Genomic DNA, 20,873 nt, shown 5'->3' with positions numbered 1-20,873 from the left:
TTTATTCAGTGATTGCGGGAGTTTTTCATATCCTTTGTCAGTTACTCGGTTGCAACATCGCTTGAAACCGCCTTGCCGCGTTTTTTGCGCGGCTGTTTGACCAGCTTGATTTTGCCGAGCATCGGCGTCAGCAGAGCGCCCAGCAGCACGAACATCAGCCCGAACCAAAACACGGCGTGCAGCGAATCGACAAGCGCTGATTTCACGATCGGAACAATCGTATGAATAAGCTCTTGCGGAAATTGGCTCAGCGTCTCCGGACTTAACAGCGCCGAGTACAACGCCTGCGGATTCGTATGAATGGAGGCCGTAATTTTCTCGACCATCGCGCCGCCCTGCTGAGGAAGCTGTTTCAGCACGGGCACCAGGTTTTCGGACAGCAGCGTATCCGAACGATTGTTCATTACTACGCCCAGAATGGTCATCCCGAACGTACCGCCGATCTGGCGGAAAAACTGGCTGGAACTCGTCACGACGCCCAGCTCGGATTTCGGAAAGCTTTCTTGCAATATTAACGTCAAGAGCGGCATCACCAGTCCCATGCCGAGCCCGATCACCATCATGATGCCGCTGGCGGCAAGCTTGCTCGTATCGATGCTCATGGTGGTCAACAGCAGAAAGCCGATGGCCATAATGATCATCCCGATGCTCATTTGCAGCTTCGGACCGATTTTGTACACGATTTGACCGCCGATCACGCTGGCGATGATCATCGTAACCATCAAAGGCGTCATGACGGTTCCCGAAGCGGAAGCGCTAATGCCGACGATGCCCTGCATGAACAGCGGAACGAACATAATCGCGCCGAACATCCCGATGCTCATAAAGAAACCGATGCCGTTGACGACCGTGAACGTCCTATTTTTGAATAAACGTACAGGCAGGATCGGCTCGCTTGTTTTCGATTCAATCCATACAAAGGCCGTTAAAGAGATAGCCGATAGCACGAACATGCCGATAATAGGCCAGGATGTCCATGCGAACTCCGTTCCTCCGAACGTCAAAGCAAGCAGCAGCGAAACAACCCCGATGATCATCGTAGCCATACCCGCAACGTCGAACCGAACAGGACCTTCCGCTTTGACACCTTTTAACCCTAGTGAAATCAGAATCGTCGCGATAATCCCGACCGGCAAGTTAATGTAGAACACCCAATGCCAGTTCAGCGAGTCCACGATCCAGCCGCCGACCTGCGGCCCGATAACGGAAGCAAGACCGAAGATGGCGCCGAATACCCCTTGCCATTTGGCCCGTTGCTCACCTGTAAAAATGTCCCCGATAATAATCATTGCCATCGGCATCATAATCCCGCCGCCCAGCCCTTGCAGCGCACGGAAGAAGATCAGCTGCTCGATCGTCTGCGACATTCCGCAAAGCGCGGAACCGACCATAAAAATGATGAGGCCAGATACGTACACCGATTTCCGTCCTAACAAGTCGGCGAGCTTCCCTGCGATCGGAACGATCGTCGTAGAAGTCAGCATATAAGCGGTCGTCAGCCAAGTCATCAGGCTAAGTCCGCCGAGCTCCCCGACGATACGCGGCATGGCTGTGCCGACGATCGTCCCTTCCAAGGCGCCGAACAGCATCGCGATAATAAGCCCTGAGATCAGCAGGCCGCGGTGTTTTGTCGTTGTATCCTCCGCATTTAGTTTTACCTCCATAGTTGGCTCCTCCTCTAGGTAGTATTTCATTATGAAAACGCCCGTTATTCTTCGATTTTTTTAACAATTTTTTCGAATGTGGTCAAAAATAATTCCAATTCATCCGCCTCTACATGAGACAAGTAGGTGTGGATAGCCGCGGTTCGCAGCTTGTTCAGCTCTTTCAGTACTTCCTTGCCTTTATCCGTGGCTTGAAGCAGCACAATTCTTCGGTCCAGTTCGTCATGCTTCCGTTCCACGAATCCGTTCTGGACGAGCCGGTCGATCATGACAGTAATCGCGCTGGGGGTAACCTCCATCTTGCCGGCGAGCTTGCCGGCGGGACAGGGGCCCATTTGGCTGATCGTGTAAAGCATCATGGTCTGCGGTCCGGTTAGCGTAATATGGTCAGGTAAACCAAGTTCAGGACCAAGCTTTTTGAACAAGGTAAAGAACGCTCGCTGGAACCGTTCGATTTGAGCCTCGCGGGATGTTTCCATCGCAATGTCACCTCCTTCAAATGGACACTTTTAATTCATTGATTTAATTTTTTATTACTTAATAGTTGAGTACAAAATAATTAAGTAGTTTAAATAATAACAGCGACTTTTCTAAAAGTCAAACCAAAAAAAAGAGGCGATCGTTTACCCGATCGCCTCGGCCAGTTCCATTAAATGATTGCATATGACGTCCGGCGTTACACCGCTGCGGCTCATATCATCCGCGGCCGTTACCGCCGTCACAAGCCCGGTCAGAACGAGCGCCGTCCGGCTGCCGATGGCTGCGCCGCCGCTGATGTCCGTCGCCAAGTTATCGCCGACTGTCCAAATATCCGAAGCGGGAAGCCGCAGCTTGTCCACCGCAATTTGCATGACGATGCTTGACGGCTTGCCGATCACGACGGGGGCGATGCCGGAAGCCCGCTCGATCGATGCGGCAATGGAGCCTGCGCCCGGTGTTAGCTCGCCGTTCCAGGGCAGCAGATGGTCGGGATTGGTCAACACCGAAATGGCGCCGCGGCGCAGCTGAGAGGTCGCCGCCCTTAATTTGTTGTAATCGAAGGCACGGTCAATGCCTTGGACGACAGCCGATACGGTGCCCGCCTCATCGTGGGGCTCGGCCAGCTCGTAACCGGCATCTGTCAGCGCAAGTCTCAAGCCCTGCTCCCCGATGCACAGCACCCGGTTGTTAGCCAGCGGCAATCTGCGCAGATATAAAGCCGCCGCCTGCGAAGAGGTCAGCACCTCCGAGGGATTCGCCGAGATTCCGGTCTTCTCCAAATGCGCCGCCACCTCATCCGGCGTACGTGAAGAATTATTCGTTAGAAATAAAAACGGATAGCGTCGCTCCCTCAAATAATTTACAAATTCGGCGGCGTAAGGAATCGGCCGGTTGCCGTGATATAACGTTCCGTCCAAATCGAGTAAAAACCCGGGCATGATGGCGATCATCCTCTCCATGATGTAAAAAGCCGGTATCCTTAGGATACCAGCTTCAGTTTAACATAAAAATGTATGTCTCCGTCGTCCGACTCGGCCCAAATTTGGCCGTTATGCGATTCGACGATGCTTTTGGCGATCGCAAGGCCGAGTCCGGAGCCGCCTGTGGTTGAGCCGCGGGCGGGATCGATGCGATAGAACCGGTCGAACAACAGCTCCAGCTCCTCCCGTGTCAAAGCATCCGCCTTATTGCTGATGCGAACGACGGCATGTTGTTTGTCTTGGGCGAGCCCCACCGAAATGACGCCCGGTTTCGGGCTGTATTTGATCGCGTTGCTCAATAAATTATCGAAGACACGGATGATTTTATCCACATCGACTTGAACGATGAGCTTGTCTTGCGGGATGCTTCGGATTAGCGTCAACTTTTCTTCTTCGCTAAGCGTCACATACTCTTCCAGCAGTTGTTCCAGCACTTCATTAAGCACGACTCCGCGCTTATGGAGAGGCACGTCTTGATTCGAGAGCTTCGTGTACTCGAACAGATCGTCGATCAGCCCCTTCAGCTTTTCCGCTTTGCTGTAGGCGATCGAGACGTAACCTGCCGCTTGCTCCGGCGATTCATAGTTCTTGTCATGCAGCAGCCGCAAATACCCCATAATGAGCGTTAAAGGCGTACGAAGGTCGTGGGATACATTCGTGACAAGCTCGTTCTTCAATCGTTCGGCCCGGCGCTCTTCCTCCATCTTGAGCTGCAGCTCGCTGACCATTTGATTCATATCCCGGGCTAAGGAGCCGAGCTCGTCGCGTGAACGCTCGACCACCCTGTGGTCTAAATTTCCGGTAGAGATGATCCGCAAGCCTCCGGCAAGTTCTTCCAAATAACGCATTTTGCGCTGCGTCATAAAGTAGAACAGGAAGATAAAGACGCCCAACGCGCTAAGCATCGAAATCGGACTTTGACCTTTCACATAGCTAATATGCGGCTGCGGGATGCCTGTCACGACCAAGTAAGATTTTTGATTGTTATACGTAACCGGATAGAAGCTGGAAAATTCCGTACGCGAATCCCGGAAATCGTTTCGGGTATCCATCGCATTGCGAATGACGCTGTGTACGTCCACATACATCTCAGGGGCGTTTTCACTGCGGAAAACGACTTTCCCGTAAAGATCGGTAACTACAATTTTAAACTTCTCATTAGCTGCCAGTCGTTTGACGGTGGAAGTGAACGAGCGCAGCCGGTTTTCGTAATCGTCCTGCCGCCGCTTGTTCGGATCGTCTTCCATTTGCGTATCGGGCGGATGACCGGGGCTGCCCGGTTCGGTCGCATGGTGTTGAACGATTCCCGGCTCCGGTATCCTTTCAACGGCCACTTCCGAGGGAGCAACCGGTTCTTCAGCTTCTATTTCGTCTTCATAAGAAGGCGGTTCCAGAATTCGAACCAGGTTCCGGGCTTCGTTATCAATGCGTTCGATGCCCATCGTATAATCGATGACCGTTCCTTTATTGATCTGTCCGAATAAGGCCGAGCTTATTCCGTAGAACAGAAGAGCGGCCCCAAAGCAAGCGGAAAATGTCAAGACCAGTTGAAGACGAACGCTTCGTTCCACATGATTGCGAGCCAGATGGTACATATCGATAATGAAGTAGATAAATGCCCGCAGCAGCGTAAACGGAAACCATGTGAAGGGAAAGCGCTCAAGCATAGGCTTCCGAGGTTTTTTAACTTTCAATGACTTACTCAACTTTATATCCAACTCCCCAAACCGTTTTGATGAACCTTGGTTTCCGAGGATTATCCTCGATTTTCTCTCGTATTTTGCGGATATGGACCATTACCGTGTTATCCGAATTCAAATACGCTTCTCTCCAAACAGCCTCGTAAATTTTTTCGATGCTCCACACTTTTCCGCGATGACGGGCAAGCAGCTCCAAAATCGCAAACTCCCGAGGGGTCAATTTAATTTCCCGACCGTCCAGCCTGACCTCGTGCGTCGATGTATTAATCGTGAGATCGTCGATTTCCAGTTCAAACTCCTTATTCGGAAGCGAGACATTCAGCCGCGTATAACGGCGAAGCTGCGACTTGATGCGGGCGATTAGCTCCAGCGGGTTGAACGGTTTCGTGACATAATCATCGGCTCCTGTGCTGAGTCCCAAAATTTTGTCCATGTCCTGGCTTTTGGCGGAAAGCATGATGATCGGCATGTTTCTTTGCTCGCGGATTTTCATGCACGTTTGGATTCCGTCCATCTTCGGCATCATGATGTCGAGCACGATCAGATCGACATCTTCTTTTTCGAGCAATTGGAGAGCCTCAGTCCCGCTGCCTGCACGAAGCAGATGGAAACCTTCGTTCTTTAAATAAATTTCGAGCAGGTCGATAATTTCTTTTTCGTCATCCACCAATAGAATCGTGGGCTGCGTCATAACCGGCCGACCTCCTTCACATGATGACATATCTTGTAGGCGTCTTGTTGCTGAATACAGTATAGCTGCAAAATCTTAACAAAGGCAGAGCTGAATTCTTAAAACATTCTTAATAAGTCATCACCCCAATGGGCGCGACAGCATACATAAGTATAAGGAAAATTGATCAAATTCATAAATAAAATTGAATCACGGAGGAGAAATGAGCATGAAAGGGATCGAAACACTCGAGCAAACGCTCGATTCCATAAGGAAACCGTCCCCGCGCATTTTGCAGCAATGGATCGCAGAGCAGGGACTGACAGCCGAAGTGTTCAAAGATGATGTGACGGAGCCGAAAGGACTTCCTTACGGCCGAACTTGTCTCTTCCGCAGCAATGCCGCGGAAATTGTACTAGTCCATCTGCCGCCGGGCGCGCAAACTTGGATACACGACCACGGCAGGTCGATCGGCTGTGCGCTTGTCCTGGAGGGGACCCTGTCCAATTGTATTTACGGGCTTGATGCTTACGGCTTCCCGCAGCTTAAGAAGCAGACGGCTCTTACGGCTGATGAATATTTTCATGCACCACGAGGGCAAATTCATCAAATGAAAAATAACGGTCCCCTTAGAACCGTTTCCCTCCACGTCTATGCCCCGGCTCTCGCCGGCACTCACATGTACTATGCTTACGAGGACGCTCTTGACTTCGTTATTTAAAACCAATATACCGTTCCTGTAAGATGAAGGGAACGATTTTTTTTGTTTTTTTCTTTCCTTATATTGGGATGGGAAGGGGGCATGGAGAACTGGATTGAGCCGCCAATATGGAGTTGGGTTCAGGGCCAAAGTCAGAGCCAGAGCCAGAGCCAGAGTCAGGGTCAGGGTCAGGGTCAGGGTCAGGGTCATAACTCAGCGACCCTTTTGAATGTTATCCCGTTGTCTCAGGAAAATTGAAGAAGCCTTATTCAATTCAACCGCGCAACTAAAGTAAGCAAGCCTAAAGAAAACGGACTGAAGAGAGTAAGACCGAAGAAAGCAATCTGAAGAAAACAGACTGGAAACAGGCTGAAGAAAACGGTCTGAAGAGAGTAAGACCGAAGAAAAAACAGACTGAAGAAAGCAGACTGAAGAAAGCAGATTGAAGAAAGCAGATTGAAGAAAGCGGAGCTGCGTGAAAGAACTGAAGAATACAAAGTTGAAGTAGTAAGTAACAGAAATTAAGTAAACAGGAGTAGGAAGTAAAGAGTAAGCAAACAAGAATGAGCAAACAAGAATGAGCAAACAAGAATGAGCAAACAAGAATGAGCAAACAGAAGTAATCAAACTGAAGTAAGTAAAATTGAAGTAAGTAAGTCAGAAGCAAGCAAGCTTATGAGAGCAGACTTGAATCAAAGAACAGAAGAAATAAAACCAAAGTAAGGAAAGAAGAAGTACGTAAATCCGAAATAAGCCGCAGTAGAAGCAGATATGACGAGTACTGCTTGAAATGGGAAGCAGGTGCAGGGCATGACAAAACAGCACGTCAAAAACAACTGTGATGAATGATGACAACTGCCGATACTTAGTAGTAAGAACAGGCCAATTTTTGAATAATTACAGAATAAGGTACAGCAGCGGTAGTGGCGGAAAGGCGTAGCATATTGTGGAAAATTGGTGTATCACGCAGTGTAAGATTAAGGCGGTAGCAGTATTCGTCCATATAAGTTTGGAGGTGCTTAGGCCCGATTCCATGGAAGGTAAGGTTAATCCAGCGGCCTGCATCTGCAGCCACGGCGAGTAAACGATGAAATCGGCGAGGACTAAAACGCGCAGTTATATATTCTATATCGACATTAGCCGTCTGATCCACATGCTGCTCAGTGAATAGTTGCGTGCCGGTGCGACGAACCAGTCCATCGTTTAAGTATTCTTTGGAAAGATGCTTTATCTTGAAGCGGCAAGGCTCTCCACTTTCTTTCATGGTTGCAGCGATAAACAGAGGTTGTCTTTGAGGGTGGGGCACTATGATCGGACAATGGGGGCGTCCGTAATGAGCGATATTCACTCGTACAATTCCTGAGAGAAGATCGCTATCGATCGCTTGATTCATGGCATGACGAAGTTTTTGGAGCATAAGCCAAGCGGTTTTGTAGGTAACGCGGATGATTTTACTGAGATGCTTTGCGTTAATACCGGAATCCGTACGAGAAATGAGAAATATGGCGTGCAGCCATTTGCGTATATCGGTTCGGCTGCCTTCCATGACAGTACCGGCAATAAGAGAGTTTTGGTAGCGACAGGCGTGACATTCATATAGAGGAAGTCTGCGAGTATGAATCTGGTAAGCGTGACGATGCCCGCAGCGTGAACAAATGAAGCCATTAGGCCATTTTGCCTGAAATAAAGTTTCGAAGCAAGCTGTTTCCGTCGGAAAATTGAAAGGCGGCGTCATCATGGTAAGGTCCATAAACAAGGCTCCTTATTTACAAAATAGGAAACAAATGTTCCTATTGTTAATAATATCAAACATTTGTTCTTATTTCAAGTTCTATTTTAATTAACATGTAGCCTCTTCTAGGCTAGCTTCTTTAAGTACGTCGTCCTATAGTTTGCCTGAGTAAAGGGGATAGTAACCGAAGACTAGTTGGGGTAATGACATGGTGGAGGAGCTGGAGGTTGAGAACATGCAGGGGCAAGCAAGGTGGAGAAGTAGGAGGTTGAGAACATGCAGGGGCAAGCAAGGTGGAGAAGTAGGAGGTTGAGAACATATGCAGGGGCAAGCGAGGTGGAGAAGTAGGAGGTTGAGAAAATCAGGGTCGAGCGAGATGGAGTAGTAGGGGATTGAAAAATGCAGGGGCAAGCGAGATGGAGGAGCAGGAGGTTGAAGAAGTGGGGGAAAACAACGATAGAGGGCCAGCAGGTGGGGGAAAGGGAGAGGAAGTCTGGACTAAGAATTGAGTATGAAGGTTGAGTATGAAGGTTGAGTATGAAGAAGTCAGGATGGAGAACTCAGGGTGAAGAAGGGGGCCGTGCGACTAATGAATGAGGGACAAACGAGGCAAGAGGATACGGACCGTGAAATGGGGTAACGAGACAAAAGAACGGGACGTAAACCAGGCAGAGGTTCAGGAATCAATGAACGGTAAACAGATCTACTAATGTTATTATTATTATCCAATTCAACTTCCTGTGTGCGGATTTTGTTGAATGCATACAATGGAAGAAGGATGAGGCCAGGGTGAGAAGTGTTACTCCAGTAGGCGTCGTATGGCGCGACGATGTTTGCGATAGGAGCAGCCAACACGATGGGGAAAACGGGCGGCTTGTTGTCTTGGAACCTGGACGGGATCTAAAGCGATGGCAGCTGTGTTTCAGGAATATGATGAGCAAAGCAGGTGGGATGAATGGATAAACCATGGTTTCATATATACGGCGCCGTTTATTTGCTGTTTGTACGCGAAGGGAAGCTCCTGATGCTGCGGCGAACCAATACGGGCTATGAGGACGGAAAGTTCAGTCTGGTGGCGGGGAAACTGGATGGCGGTGAAGAAGTGAAACAGGCAGCGATCCGGGAAGCGGAGGAGGAAATCGGTATTCGGCTTCATCCGGACAATTTGGAGGTTGTGCTTGTGATGCACCGGATGTCGGACTCGGGGGAGTGGGTCGATTTTTTTCTACGCGTCAACGCATGGGAAGGAGAACCGTTCAACAACGAGCCGGAGAAATGCTCGGAGATGGCATGGTTTCCGCTTGAGATACTTCCTGACGCTACGATTCCGCACGTTCGTCAGGCGATTTCCAGGATCAGGGAAGGCGTTGTGTATGACAGTTTCGGCTGGGATATATAAGGGTACGGCAAGCAGGAACGATGTGCAACCCGCGTTGGATGGCATATGAGCTTCAGGGCTGTTACTTCAGCATCAGCGGGTTTATCGATGTCGTTGTAGCCGGGATGGAACTGCTGCGGGGTGAGGGGCGATTGTTGGCGAAAAATCGCGTTTTGGGGACGAAGGATCCATGTTTGCCGATGGCTTTATAGGAGAAGTTTAGGAAATTCGTTATTCTTGTGAAGTATATCACAGGAATATGCCTATACGCCGAGCTTGATATTAGGTATAATGAAGTAATAATAAGTCCTACGAGTACAAAGGATTTGTCGAAAAGGAGACCGGTCTTCGAATGAAAGCAGAGCTAATTAATCCGTTTCTGGAATCAGCTAGAATCGTTATTGAACAGGTCGCCAATATTCGACCGTCCACCGGGCAGCTTGGCATCAAGGACGTAAAGTTTGTTGAGAATTACATATGGATCCAAATCGGCATGACGGGACAAATGCAAGGTGACATCGTATTCGGGCTGCATGAGAGCGTCGCTCTCAAAGTCGTTTCGGCGATGATGGGCGGTTTCTTGATCACGGAATTGGATGACATGAGCAAGAGCGCAATCTCCGAGCTGGGCAATATGATCAGCGGCAATGCAAGCACGATGTTGTTTAACCAGGGCGTCCGCGTAGACATTACACCGCCGAAGCTTCTGCATTCCGCCTCTTCCGCAGGGTTCGACGCCAAGAAGGCGTTGACGATTCCGTTGATTATGGAAGGAATTGGTGAGCTGGATATTCAGGTTTTGATCACGTAAAAGACAAAGAAGATTTTGTTGCTATCTCACCCGCAATATGTATAAGCTTAAGCGAAGGCGATACTCTGATCCGACCCGGACAGCGGCGCTTTCGCTTTTTTGTCGGTTTAACCTATGACTAGGGGGATAGAAGCATGTCTTTTCAAGATAAAATCGTTATCATTACGGGAGCGTCCAGCGGTATTGGGGCCTTGATGGCCCACATGTTTGCCGAGCGTGGGGCGGTGCCGGTGCTGGCTGCCCGATCGGAAACGAAGCTGGCCGAAGCTGCAGCCCGTATTCGCGGTCCTCACGGGACCTATGCGCTGGATGTGACGTCCGCCGAACAGGTGGAGGACGTAATGGGGCGTATTCTGCGCGAATACGGAAGGATCGATATCCTGATCAACAATGCGGGTTACGGGGTGTTCGACTCTTTCGTCAATGCGCCGCTTCGCGAGTTCGAAAATATGATGGACGTTAACTATATGGGGACGGTCCGATGCACGAAAGCGGTGCTGCCTTCTATGCTAAAGCGGGGAAGCGGCCATATCGTCAACATCGCTTCGATGGCCGGCAAGATCGGTTCGGCCAAATCAAGCGGTTATTCGGCTACCAAGCATGCGGTGCTGGGGCTAACGAACTGCTTGCGGCAGGAGCTGGTCGGATCAGGCGTGTCATTGACGGCTGTGAATCCGGGACCCATCGATACGCCGTTCTTCGATATCGCCGATCCGTCGGGCAGCTACGTGAAGAACGTGAAATGGTTTATGCTCAAGCCTGAGCAGGTGGCTGAACGAGTGCTGCAGGCTATCGAACGGCGGACGCCGGAGGTCAATTTGCCGTTCACAGCTGCGGCGGGGGTCAAGCTGTATCAGCTGTTCCCACGGCTTTTTGACCGGATCGGCTACAAGCTGTTGAACAAAAAATAAACGGAGGTCATCCCTCCGTCTGTTTGTTGGCTTCTTTCAGCTTCTGGTTCAGGTTACGGACTTCTTCGTACAGCGCGCGGATGTCCGCTTTACTTTCCGGATGGTTCTGGTTCCAATGGCTGGCGAGCGCCGGCATCGTCTTATGAATATGGTTGTAAATCGACCATACTTTTATTTTCTCTACCATCTCGGGAGAAGTGTCCCCGGTCAGAAGCTCGGCAAATTTCTCAAGCAGCGCGTCGAATTCGGTTGTAAAACGTGCATTCATTGAAAGCCCACCTTTCCGGTCATAATAAGTTTTAGTGTAACTCCCGAAGCGGGATGTGTCAAAATGGAGCGTGAACTCGAATGGCAATGGAAACGATAGGTTCGGATAGCAGCATCGGTGAGTTCTCAAGAGCTTGCGTAAAATCGGAGCAGGACGGGACACTGGTGGAGAGACAACCGCTCAGGAGCGCAGCAAAAGGGATTTTATTGTACGTACTGACATATATCAGTCAAGGTCTGAAGGTAAAAGGATATTTGGCAGTACCCGAAGGGCGGATGCCAATGCCTGCCGTCATCTACTGCCGCGGCGGCATTCGCAAGGTAGGAATGGTGCGAAAGCGCCGCATTTTCTCCATGGCCCGCCGGGGGTATGCCGTGTTTGCGCCTTTCTACCGCGGCAATGAGGGCGGCGAAGGCCGTGAAGACTTCGCCGGTGAGGATCGCTTCGACGTATGCCACGCCCTCGCCATGGTACAGTCTCTGCCCGAGGTCGAGAGCGGTCCGGTGCCGCTGATCGGCTTCTCGCGAGGGGCGCTGATGGCGATGCTCGCTGCGAAGGAATGCCCCGGTGCGGGGCCGGTTGTCGTATGGGGCGGGGTCAGCGACCTGCTCGATACGTATGAAGAGCGAGTCGACATGCGGCGGATGCTGAAGCGGGTCGTCGGACATCCGAAGAAGCAAACGGACGCGTACGAAGCCCGGTCGCCAGTATATTGGATTGACCGGATCGACGTTCCCGTGCTGATCGTGCACGGCACCGCGGATCACCAGGTGAGCGTGGAGCAGGCACGCAAGCTTGCGTTGGCGCTCGAAGCGGCCGGCAAGGACTATGCGATGGAGCTGTACGAAGGGCTCGGGCATCGTTTTCCGAAGGAGGAGGACGAACGGGCCCTGGATGCCGTGTTTACGTGGATTACCCGCAAGCGGCAGGAGATGAGCGAATAATATAGGGTTAGTTCAGTTTCGCTAGGCGTTTGCGGAACGTAGCCTGCCAGCTTGCCGAAAGCGCGGGGAGCTGGAGCAGACGCTCCATAGCGGCGGCATTTGTTTGGTCCCGATACATGATTCGATTGGCATAGTCGATTGTTACGGCTTGCGGGTCACGCTCGAGCAGCTGCAGGCTGCTGTCTGCGGACACCCGGCCTTCTTCCAGTACACGGAAATAATAACCGGTATATCCGGTTTTTTCGACTTGCTTCGGAAGTTCCGGCCAGCCGTGCTTGGCTGCCAGTTTAAAGCAAGGCTGGCGGGGCTGGCTGATTTGTACGATCGCGTCTCCCCATTGAAACGTATCTCCGATATAAGCTTCAAGCTCCGTAAGCCCGCCTACCGTCACATTTTCTCCGAACGCCCCGAAGGATAGGGTCGTGCCTGTCAAGGACTCCCAGTACGGGTAATGCTCGACGCAATAAACGCATACCGCTTTTTCCCGGCCGCCGTGATGAACCAGATCCGCCTGCTCATCTCCGTCAAGATTGAGTAGAGAGAGTTGCAGAGGTACGGACACCGGCGTTTTTCCGATGCCGGAGGGGACGATCTTGTTCTGGTAAGCAAGGGGGGCGGGACGGCCAACGTTTACAGATACGATCTCGATCTTTGTACGCATAGCGGGTTGAACCCTCTCTTTATAAAATGAATTCTTTTTACTAAGGTATATAAAAACAAGCGCTCGGTCAAGACGGGGCAGGGGAAATTCGCGGAACAATTTGGTATACTAGGATCACGATATGCAACTGAAGGGATGATGACATGAGTTTAACGGGGTTTTCGGCGTTACGGATCGATCCGCCGTATGTGAAGCGGTTAGCGGAGCTTGGGATCACCGATCCGTCGCCGATTCAGGCGGAGGCGGTTCCGCTGGCATTGCAAGGCAAAGATGTCGTGGCCCAATCGCAAACGGGTACGGGCAAGACGCTTGCCTATGCGCTGCCGGTTCTGCACCGAATCGAAGCGCCGCTGCGTGAAGTGCAGGCGCTGGTCTTGGTGCCGACGCGGGAGCTTGGCATGCAGATCGTGCAGACGCTGGAAGAGCTGACCAAGGATACGGGTATTCGCGTGCAGCAGCTGATCGGCGGGGCGTCGATCGAGCGACAGATCGATAAGCTGAAGCTGAAGCCGCAGATCGTTGTCGGCACGCCTGGACGGGTGCAGGAACTGGTGAAGCTGCGGAAGCTGAAGCTGTCGGGCATCCGCATGGTCGTGGTGGACGAGGTCGATCAGGTGTTTGAGCTCGGCTCGATGGGTGAAGTCGAAGCGCTGCTCAAAGGAATGCTGCGCGACCGGCAGATGATGTTCTTCTCGGCGACGTATCCGCCGCAGCTGCAGGCCGTCATCGAGCGCTGGATGCGCGACCCGGTTTATGTGCGGGTCAATCCGAGTCAACGGACATCGGAAACGCTGGAGCATTTATATTTCGTCAGCGAAGAGCGGGACAAAATCGACACGCTGCGGCGCTTGGTGAGGCTATATAATCCGAAGCAGGCCATCGTATTCATTAACGAGACCGACGATATCGGTGAAGCGGTAGCGAAGCTGAAGTATGCCGGGTTATCGGTCGAAGGGCTGTACGGCGATTCCTTCAAGCAGGAACGGGCCAGAGCGATGCAGGCGTTCCGCGCCGGGCGGTTTCAACTGCTGCTGGCGACCGATGTCGCTGCGCGCGGGCTTGATCTGCCTCAGGTAACGCATGTCTTCAACCTCGATCCGCCGGTGGATGCGGATCATTATGTGCACCGTGTCGGCCGTACCGGCCGGATGGGGCGTAAAGGAACGGCGGTTTCGATCGTTACGCCGCGGGAACATTTCATTATGGACAAATTCGCCAAGTCGCTGGGCATCGATCTGCAGCGTAAAATCATGTCGCACGGCAAAGTGTTCGATCCGAAGCCGGGGCGGGGCGCCGTCGCGGGGGAACCCGGTGCTGACAGCAGGAACCCGGCGGAGCGCAGGAAGCCGGAGGACGGACGTCCGGCAATGCCGCGAGAAAGCGCCGGGAAGCTTGCGGGAGCGGGACGCGCTGCCGCCGGAGACAAGCGAAGCGTGCGGGCAGCCGGTGAGGGGCGCGCCGCAGCGTCGCAGATGAGCAGCCGCAGCGAAGCGCTGCGGGCCGAAACCGCCAGCGCCCCGGTCCAGCGTCAAGCGCCGAAGGCGAAAGGGCCGGCGGGCCCGGGGCCGGTGAAGAAGGGCGCGCCGGCGGTGCCGGACAAGCGCCAGACGGAGCGGGAGCGCGAACGCGAACGCAAGAACAAAGGCGCGCCGCGCTGGCTGAAGTCGAAGCCGGAACGCACCGACATGCCGAAGGCGGAGCGCAGCCATAAGCGGAAGTAGCGGGAAGCGGGTGCGCTCCGGAAGGGCTGGTGCGGAGAACCGGCATAGACCGGCTCGAGTCTCCGGCGCCCGATAACGGCTTGCGAATGCGGCCGGTGAGCCGCCTCCGACCCCGTGCAGGCCGGGATAAGCGCGGCGCCGGGGGAATGTGCGTGCAGCAAGGAGGGAGGGGCTGCGATGAAAGCTGTGAAAGCGTTGATCGCCGTGCTCATCATCGGTGCTTTGGCCGGAGCTGCCGCGCTATGGTACGTCAAGCCGGCGGAAGCGCTCGATTTAAGTTATGCGCCGCTGCGATTAGACGACAAGCTGGCGGCTCTGCTGCTGGAGCGAAAGTTCGAAGTGAGCTTGAGCGAAAGCGAGGTCGACTCGCTGATCAAAAAATCGCTGGCCGCGCGGCCCCGCGTCCATCCCGATGCAACCGTAACGGGGGCGCGCTTTACGCTGCGCGACGGTACGCTCGTGGCCGACGTGAACTTGCTCGTCAAGGAGCGCTGGCCGGCAAGCGCGAAGCTTCGCTTCGAGCTTGCCTGGCAGGAGCCGGTCTTGACGATCCGGCATGTCGGCACCAACATCCGGCAGGCGTCGCTTCCCCTCGATTGGTTCCAGCTCAATCCGATCGACATTCGGCTGGATTCGTATATGCCCCGGCATATCGGCATCCGCAGCGTCTCGTTTGACGGCTCGGACATGAAGCTGCAGCTAAAACTGCGGTTTTAGCGAAACTACCCACGAAGCATGAATACCTGTAAATGGAATTATAACCGAAAAAATAGCGGAACTTGAGTGCGCTTTTTGCAGTGAACGGCAGTTTGTGAGCCGTCTGCCAGCAAATAAGGTACCTCAGTTCCGCTATTTTCTTTGATGCGCCCGGAAAGCGCAAAATCATTCATGAAATCCCGCTTTCGTTTCGCGGCGCAGAGGCGTCTAGCCGCTTACGCCTCTTGCAGGCCGGGCGGCTTCCTTCGCCGTTTTGTTCACGTCGTTATCCGGCTTCTTGCGATTGCGGAGCACGAAAGCGAACGGTATGCCGACGAGCACGATGAATGTGGCCAGCCAGTATACATCGTTCACGCTGTTCGTGAACGCCTGTGCGCCGAGCAGCGCCTTGTCTTGGACCGCACCGGAAGCGGCAAGCTCCTCCCCGTGCACGGTTACCCGGGAGGTGAGCATCGTTGTGAATAAACCGATCGAGAAGGAACCGAGTCCTTGGCGAGTCCAGTTATTCGCCGACGAAGCGTGTCCGGACAATTCTCTCGGAATAACTTCCATCCCCGCATTGGATGAAGGCATCATGGCCAGCGCGATTCCGATGTTCCGTACAGTCATCCAGAACACGATATAGCTGTGCGGAATGTCGACGCTTAATTGCGCCATTGCGGCCGTGCCGACGGACATCAGCACGATACCGGAGATGATCAGCCACATCGGGCCGATTTTCGTGTACAGCTTGCCCGTAATCGGCATGAAAATCGCCATCGCAAGCGAAGACGGCAGCAGGATAAGGCCGGTATCGAACGCCGACACGTGCTGAATGTTCTGCAGGAACACCGGCGTCAAATACGTGCCGGAGTATAGGCTGATGGTCATGATACAGCTGATGATCAAGGTAAACGTGTAACGCGGATACTTAAATACGCTCAAATTCAGCAGCGGCTGCGGCGTGCTGCGCTCGCGCCGGATGAACAGGAACAGGCTGACCAGCCCGACCGTGATGAGCGTGAGCGTCTTCCACGATGCCCAGCCGAAGCGATGCGCTTCGCTGAAGGCAACGAGCAGCGAGGCGCTGGAGATGATCACCGTAATAAATCCGTACAAATCGAACGATTTCGGCGTATTAAGCCGGTAATAAGGTATCATTTTGACAGCGACGACGACAGCGAGGACGCCGAACGGCAGGTTGATGTAGAACAACCAGCGCCAGTCGAACGATTGAATCAGCCAGCCGGCGAGCGTCGGCCCGAGCGCCGGGGCCAGCATCGCGGCCAAGCTCCACATGCTGATGGCGTAGGCCTGTTTGCTGCGCGGGATGACTTGATAAATAATGGTCATCGTCGCCGGCATGACCATGCCGCTGAACACGCCCTGCATAACCCGGAAAGCGATCAATGATTCGACATTCCAGGCGGTTGCGCAAAGGCCCGACGTTAACGTAAATCCGATCAGGGCGGTCACATATAAGTACTTGGTGCTGAAGCGGTCCCCTAAGTATCCCGTGATCGGCGAGATGATCCCGGTCGACAGCATGAACCCGGTTAGCGTCCATTGCACCATGCCGAGATCGGTTTGAAATTCATTCATTAGGACGGGAATGGCGACATTGATCGTACTCATCCCGAGCAAGGCCAGGAACGATCCGAAAAAGATGCCGATCATCACCGGCCAAAACGCGATATTCCCCGCCGCGCCTTGACTCTCATTCGTTGTTTCCTTCGTTGCCGGTTCGGTCGTTGACATTTTCATTCTCCTTCTTCGAGGTGAAATTAATGGGGGCTGTTGGGGCGGGCCTATTCTTTAGGCTGCATCGCTTTACGGAGCAGCCGGGTTAATTCGTCCACTTCCGCCGGCTCAAGTCTCGACCAGAAGCGTTCGACGAGTCCGGCTGCTGCGTCATCGAGCTCTTTCAGCGCTTCGAGTCCTTTCTCCGTAATGCGTACGTATACGACGCGGCGGTCCGCTTCCGTCAATATCCGTTCGACATAACCGCCGGACACGAGCTTCTGTGTCAGGTTGGTAATGGCCGGAAGCGTAACGTGAAGGGACTCGGCAATGGCGGAGCTCTTCATCTGACGGCCGTCGCGAAGCACCTCGAGCATGTAATATTGCTGGATAGGCAATCCTTGTTTCAGCAGAACGGACATGTCGGCGTGCCACTTGCGCATGACTAAACGAGTCCATTTTTCAATTGGAGAGGATGCATGTAATTGATCCAAAAAGGGTACCCCGTTTCTTTCAATAAATATTTTAAGGATAAATAGTTCAATCTTTTAACTAAATTATTGTAGTTGTTTTGTTCGAGGGTGTCAATTGAAAAAAAAAGCTCCCGGCCGACTTCATCCGGAAGTCATTCGGGAGCGATTCGCTGAGGCCGTCTCGGACGGCGCTATTTTTTTCTTGTTTTTATATAGGAGGGGTACACGATTTCGCCGGTATCGAGCTTAGCGAGCTCGTCGGCCGTCCAGCCGGTCAGCTTGTTGTTGCCGGTCACGCCGGTCAGCTTGATCTTGTACTTGCTTTCCAAGTAGGCATGGAGCGCCGGCATATCGGCTTCTGTCACCGCGCGCAGCTTCTGACGGCCCTGGATTTGCCCGAGGATGACGCCGATCGATTCGGCAGCCAGGCTCGTATTCGGCTGAATGCGCGCGCTGCCGTAAGCGATAGCGGAAGCGCCGACATTTTTACCGGCCATAATGACGTTGTCGAACCCTTTCAACAAAAAGCTGCGCAGCGGCATCCCGTATTTATCCGGGCGTCCCATCTCGATTCCCCACTTATTGGCGCTGGTGCCCTGCAGATCGAGCGGGTATCCGGCGATGCTGACGTTGTCCCAGAACATCTTCGCGCCGAGCATGTCCGACGGCTTCAATACGTAATCCGTTTCATAATGGTTGTACTCTCTAATATATAGGTAGTTCGGGAAGCCGTTCAGCTCCGCGTGTTCCCAGCCGACGATATTTTTGCGGAAATGCTCGAGAATGAGCGGCATCTCTTTCTTGCCAAGCTCCATCGCCTCCCGGATGGAAGCGTCGTTCGACGGATCGACGGTGTAGATGAGGAAGGCGTTGATCAACACTTCGCCGTCCCGCTGGTTAACCGCGTTCAATCCCCGCAAGAATACGCGATCGTTCGTCGGCTTGTACCGGCTCGTCATGCCCGAGAGGCTGATGGCGAAGCTGCCGTCGACCGAGCCCCAGCCGTACTTCGCATTACGCTCTTCCTTCGTTAATTCATTAAACTGCTTCTGGAATTTCGCCCAGTCGACGTTCTTGAACTTCATCATCAGGCCGGCGCTCATATACTCGACGTTGTTCTGGCCGTAAAAGGCTTCCAGTCCCGGCAGCCGGGGCACCTGCAGCTTGCCGACCAAGGCCGCGAAGTCGGTGTTGTCTACCCAGTAGGACGCCTCGATCCGTTTCTTCTGGCCGTCCTTCGATTTGTAGACGACCGCCTTCACCGCCTGCGGGCCAAACTCGCCGGGCTGCAGCTCAATGCCTTCGATGACGACGCCCTGCTCGACGGGAATGTCTTTGCTCAGCTGTTCGAAGTATTGCTCGAATTCCTTCAGCTTACGGATCTTGCCCTGCCGGAAGCCGTCAAACAGCTCTTTCGCCCGTCCTTGCACGAGCAGCCGGTGCTTGTCGTCGCGCGTTTCGTCGAGAAACAACATCTCTCCCTGCAGCACCTGGCCGCCGAACGCCTCGCGCGGGTCGATCACTTTCACTTTCAGCCCTTCGTCCGCCGCAGCGCGGGCCAAGTACAGCCCCTCCAGCTCGCTGCCGACGATGAGCACGTCAACCTTGTCCGCAGGGAGCGCCGTATCTTTCGTCTGCAGGGATTGTGCGCTTTCCGTATGTACGACGGCGTTCTTGTTCGAATCGCTTGTCGGCTGTGTCTGCGACTGCGTTTCCGTCCGGGAAGGAGAAGACGTATTCGTAAATAAATAAATGGCTGCGACCATGAGGAGAGCCGCCGTCGCCAGGACGACGGACAGCGTAGTTCCTTTGCGTTTCATCGGTTTTCATATCGCTCCTTTGGGGGGTATAGAGATAAGTCTATCATTTTTGCGACGGATCAGTAAGTGGCACCCCCACAAACATTTTCCAAGCGGCGAAAGCTATGGGTGAATCCAGGAACACTTCGCGAAGGTTCTGAGGTCTTACAGCCTTTTATTCATTCTACCGGTTAAAGGAGATCTGATGATGAACAACACATTCAAAAAAACGCTTGTTTCGGGATTGACGCTGGCCATGGTGCTGGGAAGTTCGACGGCTGCATTTGCACACGGTAACGACAAAGACCGTGACAAAGACCGCAAAGATAACGACCGCAACGAACGCAGCTCGATCCAGACGAAGTATACGCCGAAGAGCGCTAACCTTGAAATCAAACTTACCTTTGACGATCTAAGAGGAAAAGACGTGGAGTGGGCGGCCAGATACATAGCGAGCCTGGCATCCAAGAAAGTATTCGAAGGCTATGAAGACGGCACATTCCAGCCTCGCAAAACGATCAGCCGCATCGAGGCGATTACCGCCGCCGTCCGGTTGATGGGTCTCCGCGACCAAGCGGAATCGCCGGAAGCGAAGCAGGCGAACTTGAACTTCAGCGATGCGAAGAAGGTACAGGAGAAATATCCTTGGGCCGTCGGCTACGTGTCTGTGGCGCTGCAGAACGACCTGTTCACGGAAACCGACACCATGGTGCAGCCGGAGAAAGAAGCGGACCGTCTGTGGGCGACGACGCTGCTTGTGAAGGCGCTCAAGCTGCAGGACGAAGCGAAGGCCAAGATGAATGCTAAGCTTCCGTTTAAAGATTCGAACAAAATTCCAGCGGGATCGGTCGGTTACATCGCCGTTGCGCTTGAGAAAAACTTGATCGACGGTTACGAAGACAATACGTTCCGTCCGAACCAACCGGTAACGCGTGCAGAGCTTGCGGCCTTGCTTGACCGTACGGGCAGCCAGCTGCCGGATCATACATCCGTCAAAGGCTCGGTTGTCGCTCCTGTTGCGAACAACATCCTGCAGGTGAAAGCTTCCAATAACGAAACGGTAAGTGTTGAGCTTGATGCGAACGCATTCGTATTCCGTAACGGCGCGCGCGTCGCTTGGAGCGAACTGCGTGCGAACGACCAGGTGCTGATCCGTACGTACGGCGGCAAAGCGATTTACGTGGAAGTCTTGAAATTAGCCGAAGGCAATCCGCAGCAAACGGTTGATTTTTCGGTGACGGGTACGCTGAACGGATACACCCTGAACTCCCAAGGGTCGATCGCGACGATTTCCATTAATCAAAATGTCAACGGCAGCGTTCAAACAGCCGTATACGGCGTATCGCCTGACGTGTATATCTCCGGTGACGTCAGCTTGCTGACAAGCGGTCGTTCGGTTGAGCTGCGCGGCAAACAACAACTCGTACACACCGTCATTATTCGATAATAGATAAAGATTGTTAGAGAGTAGAAAAAGGTTAGCCTTACAACGAAAGAACGGTCCTCCTCCTAAGTCTGCGGGCTTGGGGGAGGGCTGTTTTCGTT

Annotated in this window: 19 protein-coding genes; 8 read left to right on the top strand and 11 right to left on the bottom strand. The window is 53.1% G+C overall.

The window, feature by feature from the left end; translation table 11 throughout:
• Positions 1 to 41 precede the first annotated feature (41 nt).
• From FKP33_RS11670 to FKP33_RS11650, 5 genes are all read right to left on the bottom strand, one after another.
• On the bottom strand, positions 42 to 1,664 hold the full coding sequence (locus FKP33_RS11670; protein WP_174817599.1) for an MDR family MFS transporter: 1,623 nt from the start codon (positions 1,662 to 1,664) through the stop codon (positions 42 to 44).
• A gap of 44 nt (positions 1,665 to 1,708) precedes the next feature.
• On the bottom strand, positions 1,709 to 2,143 hold the full coding sequence (locus tag FKP33_RS11665) for a MarR family winged helix-turn-helix transcriptional regulator (RefSeq protein WP_127608860.1): 435 nt from the start codon (positions 2,141 to 2,143) through the stop codon (positions 1,709 to 1,711).
• A gap of 144 nt (positions 2,144 to 2,287) precedes the next feature.
• Positions 2,288 to 3,082 (bottom strand): HAD-IIA family hydrolase, encoded by a 795-nt coding sequence (locus FKP33_RS11660; RefSeq protein ID WP_127608859.1) that lies wholly within the window; start codon positions 3,080 to 3,082, stop codon positions 2,288 to 2,290.
• Positions 3,083 to 3,123: 41 nt separating this feature from the next.
• Positions 3,124 to 4,830: a sensor histidine kinase gene (locus FKP33_RS11655; RefSeq protein ID WP_127608858.1), complete on the bottom strand. Its 1,707-nt coding sequence runs from the start codon at positions 4,828 to 4,830 to the stop codon at positions 3,124 to 3,126.
• Positions 4,823 to 5,515: a response regulator transcription factor gene (locus FKP33_RS11650; RefSeq protein ID WP_127608857.1), complete on the bottom strand. Its 693-nt coding sequence runs from the start codon at positions 5,513 to 5,515 to the stop codon at positions 4,823 to 4,825. Before FKP33_RS11650 ends, FKP33_RS11655 begins: the two co-directional genes overlap by 8 nt.
• 208 nt (positions 5,516 to 5,723) lie before the next feature.
• On the opposite strand from FKP33_RS11650, the gene FKP33_RS11645 reads away from it, so the two are divergent.
• Positions 5,724 to 6,215, top strand: a complete 492-nt coding sequence (locus FKP33_RS11645) for a cysteine dioxygenase (protein WP_181410122.1) — start codon at positions 5,724 to 5,726, stop codon at positions 6,213 to 6,215.
• Positions 6,216 to 7,059: 844 nt separating this feature from the next.
• Here the strand turns inward: FKP33_RS11645 and FKP33_RS11640 are convergent.
• Entirely contained in the window at positions 7,060 to 7,944 is an 885-nt protein-coding gene (locus FKP33_RS11640; protein ID WP_054798464.1) for a transposase, read from the bottom strand.
• A gap of 937 nt (positions 7,945 to 8,881) precedes the next feature.
• Here FKP33_RS11640 and FKP33_RS11635 point away from each other — a divergent pair.
• From FKP33_RS11635 to FKP33_RS11625, 3 genes are all read left to right on the top strand, one after another.
• Positions 8,882 to 9,325 (top strand): NUDIX hydrolase, encoded by a 444-nt coding sequence (locus FKP33_RS11635; protein ID WP_127608854.1) that lies wholly within the window; start codon positions 8,882 to 8,884, stop codon positions 9,323 to 9,325.
• A 331-nt stretch (positions 9,326 to 9,656) separates the two neighbouring features.
• Complete coding sequence (locus FKP33_RS11630) at positions 9,657 to 10,115, top strand: chemotaxis protein CheX (protein WP_054798625.1); 459 nt, start codon at positions 9,657 to 9,659, stop codon at positions 10,113 to 10,115.
• A 134-nt stretch (positions 10,116 to 10,249) separates the two neighbouring features.
• Positions 10,250 to 11,026, top strand: coding sequence for an SDR family NAD(P)-dependent oxidoreductase (locus FKP33_RS11625; RefSeq protein WP_127608853.1), 777 nt, complete (start codon positions 10,250 to 10,252; stop codon positions 11,024 to 11,026).
• Between the two features lie 7 nt (positions 11,027 to 11,033).
• Here FKP33_RS11625 and FKP33_RS11620 read toward each other — a convergent pair whose 3' ends face one another.
• Entirely contained in the window at positions 11,034 to 11,294 is a 261-nt protein-coding gene (locus FKP33_RS11620; protein ID WP_054798626.1) for a DUF2573 family protein, read from the bottom strand.
• An 86-nt stretch (positions 11,295 to 11,380) separates the two neighbouring features.
• Between FKP33_RS11620 and FKP33_RS11615 the strand changes: the two genes are divergently transcribed.
• A complete protein-coding gene (locus FKP33_RS11615) occupies positions 11,381 to 12,238 on the top strand; it encodes an alpha/beta hydrolase family protein (protein WP_127608874.1) in 858 nt (285 codons plus the stop codon).
• A 7-nt stretch (positions 12,239 to 12,245) separates the two neighbouring features.
• Here the strand turns inward: FKP33_RS11615 and FKP33_RS11610 are convergent, their stop codons facing one another.
• On the bottom strand, positions 12,246 to 12,899 hold the full coding sequence (locus FKP33_RS11610) for an MOSC domain-containing protein (protein ID WP_127608852.1): 654 nt from the start codon (positions 12,897 to 12,899) through the stop codon (positions 12,246 to 12,248).
• A gap of 143 nt (positions 12,900 to 13,042) precedes the next feature.
• On the opposite strand from FKP33_RS11610, the gene FKP33_RS11605 reads away from it, so the two are divergent.
• Together FKP33_RS11605 and FKP33_RS11600 are read left to right on the top strand one after the other, a co-directional pair.
• Positions 13,043 to 14,620 carry a DEAD/DEAH box helicase gene (locus FKP33_RS11605; RefSeq protein WP_141335113.1) on the top strand — a complete coding sequence of 526 codons (1,578 nt, stop codon included), beginning with the start codon at positions 13,043 to 13,045 and terminating at the stop codon, positions 14,618 to 14,620.
• 177 nt (positions 14,621 to 14,797) lie between these two features.
• On the top strand, positions 14,798 to 15,337 hold the full coding sequence (locus tag FKP33_RS11600) for a hypothetical protein (protein WP_141335111.1): 540 nt from the start codon (positions 14,798 to 14,800) through the stop codon (positions 15,335 to 15,337).
• A 207-nt stretch (positions 15,338 to 15,544) separates the two neighbouring features.
• Here the strand turns inward: FKP33_RS11600 and FKP33_RS11595 are convergent, their stop codons facing one another.
• From FKP33_RS11595 to FKP33_RS11585, 3 genes are all read right to left on the bottom strand, one after another.
• Positions 15,545 to 16,993 carry a DHA2 family efflux MFS transporter permease subunit gene (locus tag FKP33_RS11595; protein ID WP_181410124.1) on the bottom strand — a complete coding sequence of 483 codons (1,449 nt, stop codon included), beginning with the start codon at positions 16,991 to 16,993 and terminating at the stop codon, positions 15,545 to 15,547.
• Between the two features lie 131 nt (positions 16,994 to 17,124).
• Positions 17,125 to 17,550, bottom strand: coding sequence for a MarR family winged helix-turn-helix transcriptional regulator (locus FKP33_RS11590; RefSeq protein WP_127608848.1), 426 nt, complete (start codon positions 17,548 to 17,550; stop codon positions 17,125 to 17,127).
• A gap of 170 nt (positions 17,551 to 17,720) precedes the next feature.
• Entirely contained in the window at positions 17,721 to 19,349 is a 1,629-nt protein-coding gene (locus FKP33_RS11585) for an FAD-dependent oxidoreductase (RefSeq protein ID WP_127608845.1), read from the bottom strand.
• 187 nt (positions 19,350 to 19,536) lie between these two features.
• Here FKP33_RS11585 and FKP33_RS11580 point away from each other — a divergent pair, with 187 nt between their 5' ends.
• Complete coding sequence (locus tag FKP33_RS11580; protein ID WP_127608844.1) at positions 19,537 to 20,775, top strand: S-layer homology domain-containing protein; 1,239 nt, start codon at positions 19,537 to 19,539, stop codon at positions 20,773 to 20,775.
• Positions 20,776 to 20,873 lie beyond the last annotated feature (98 nt).

The sequence above is a fragment of the Paenibacillus sp. tmac-D7 genome (genome assembly GCF_006519665.1).
In the GTDB taxonomy this organism is placed as follows: domain Bacteria; phylum Bacillota; class Bacilli; order Paenibacillales; family NBRC-103111; genus Paenibacillus_G; species Paenibacillus_G validus.
The sequence above is the reverse complement of the archived record's forward strand: the minus strand, read 5'-3'. Positions and strand labels throughout refer to the sequence as shown.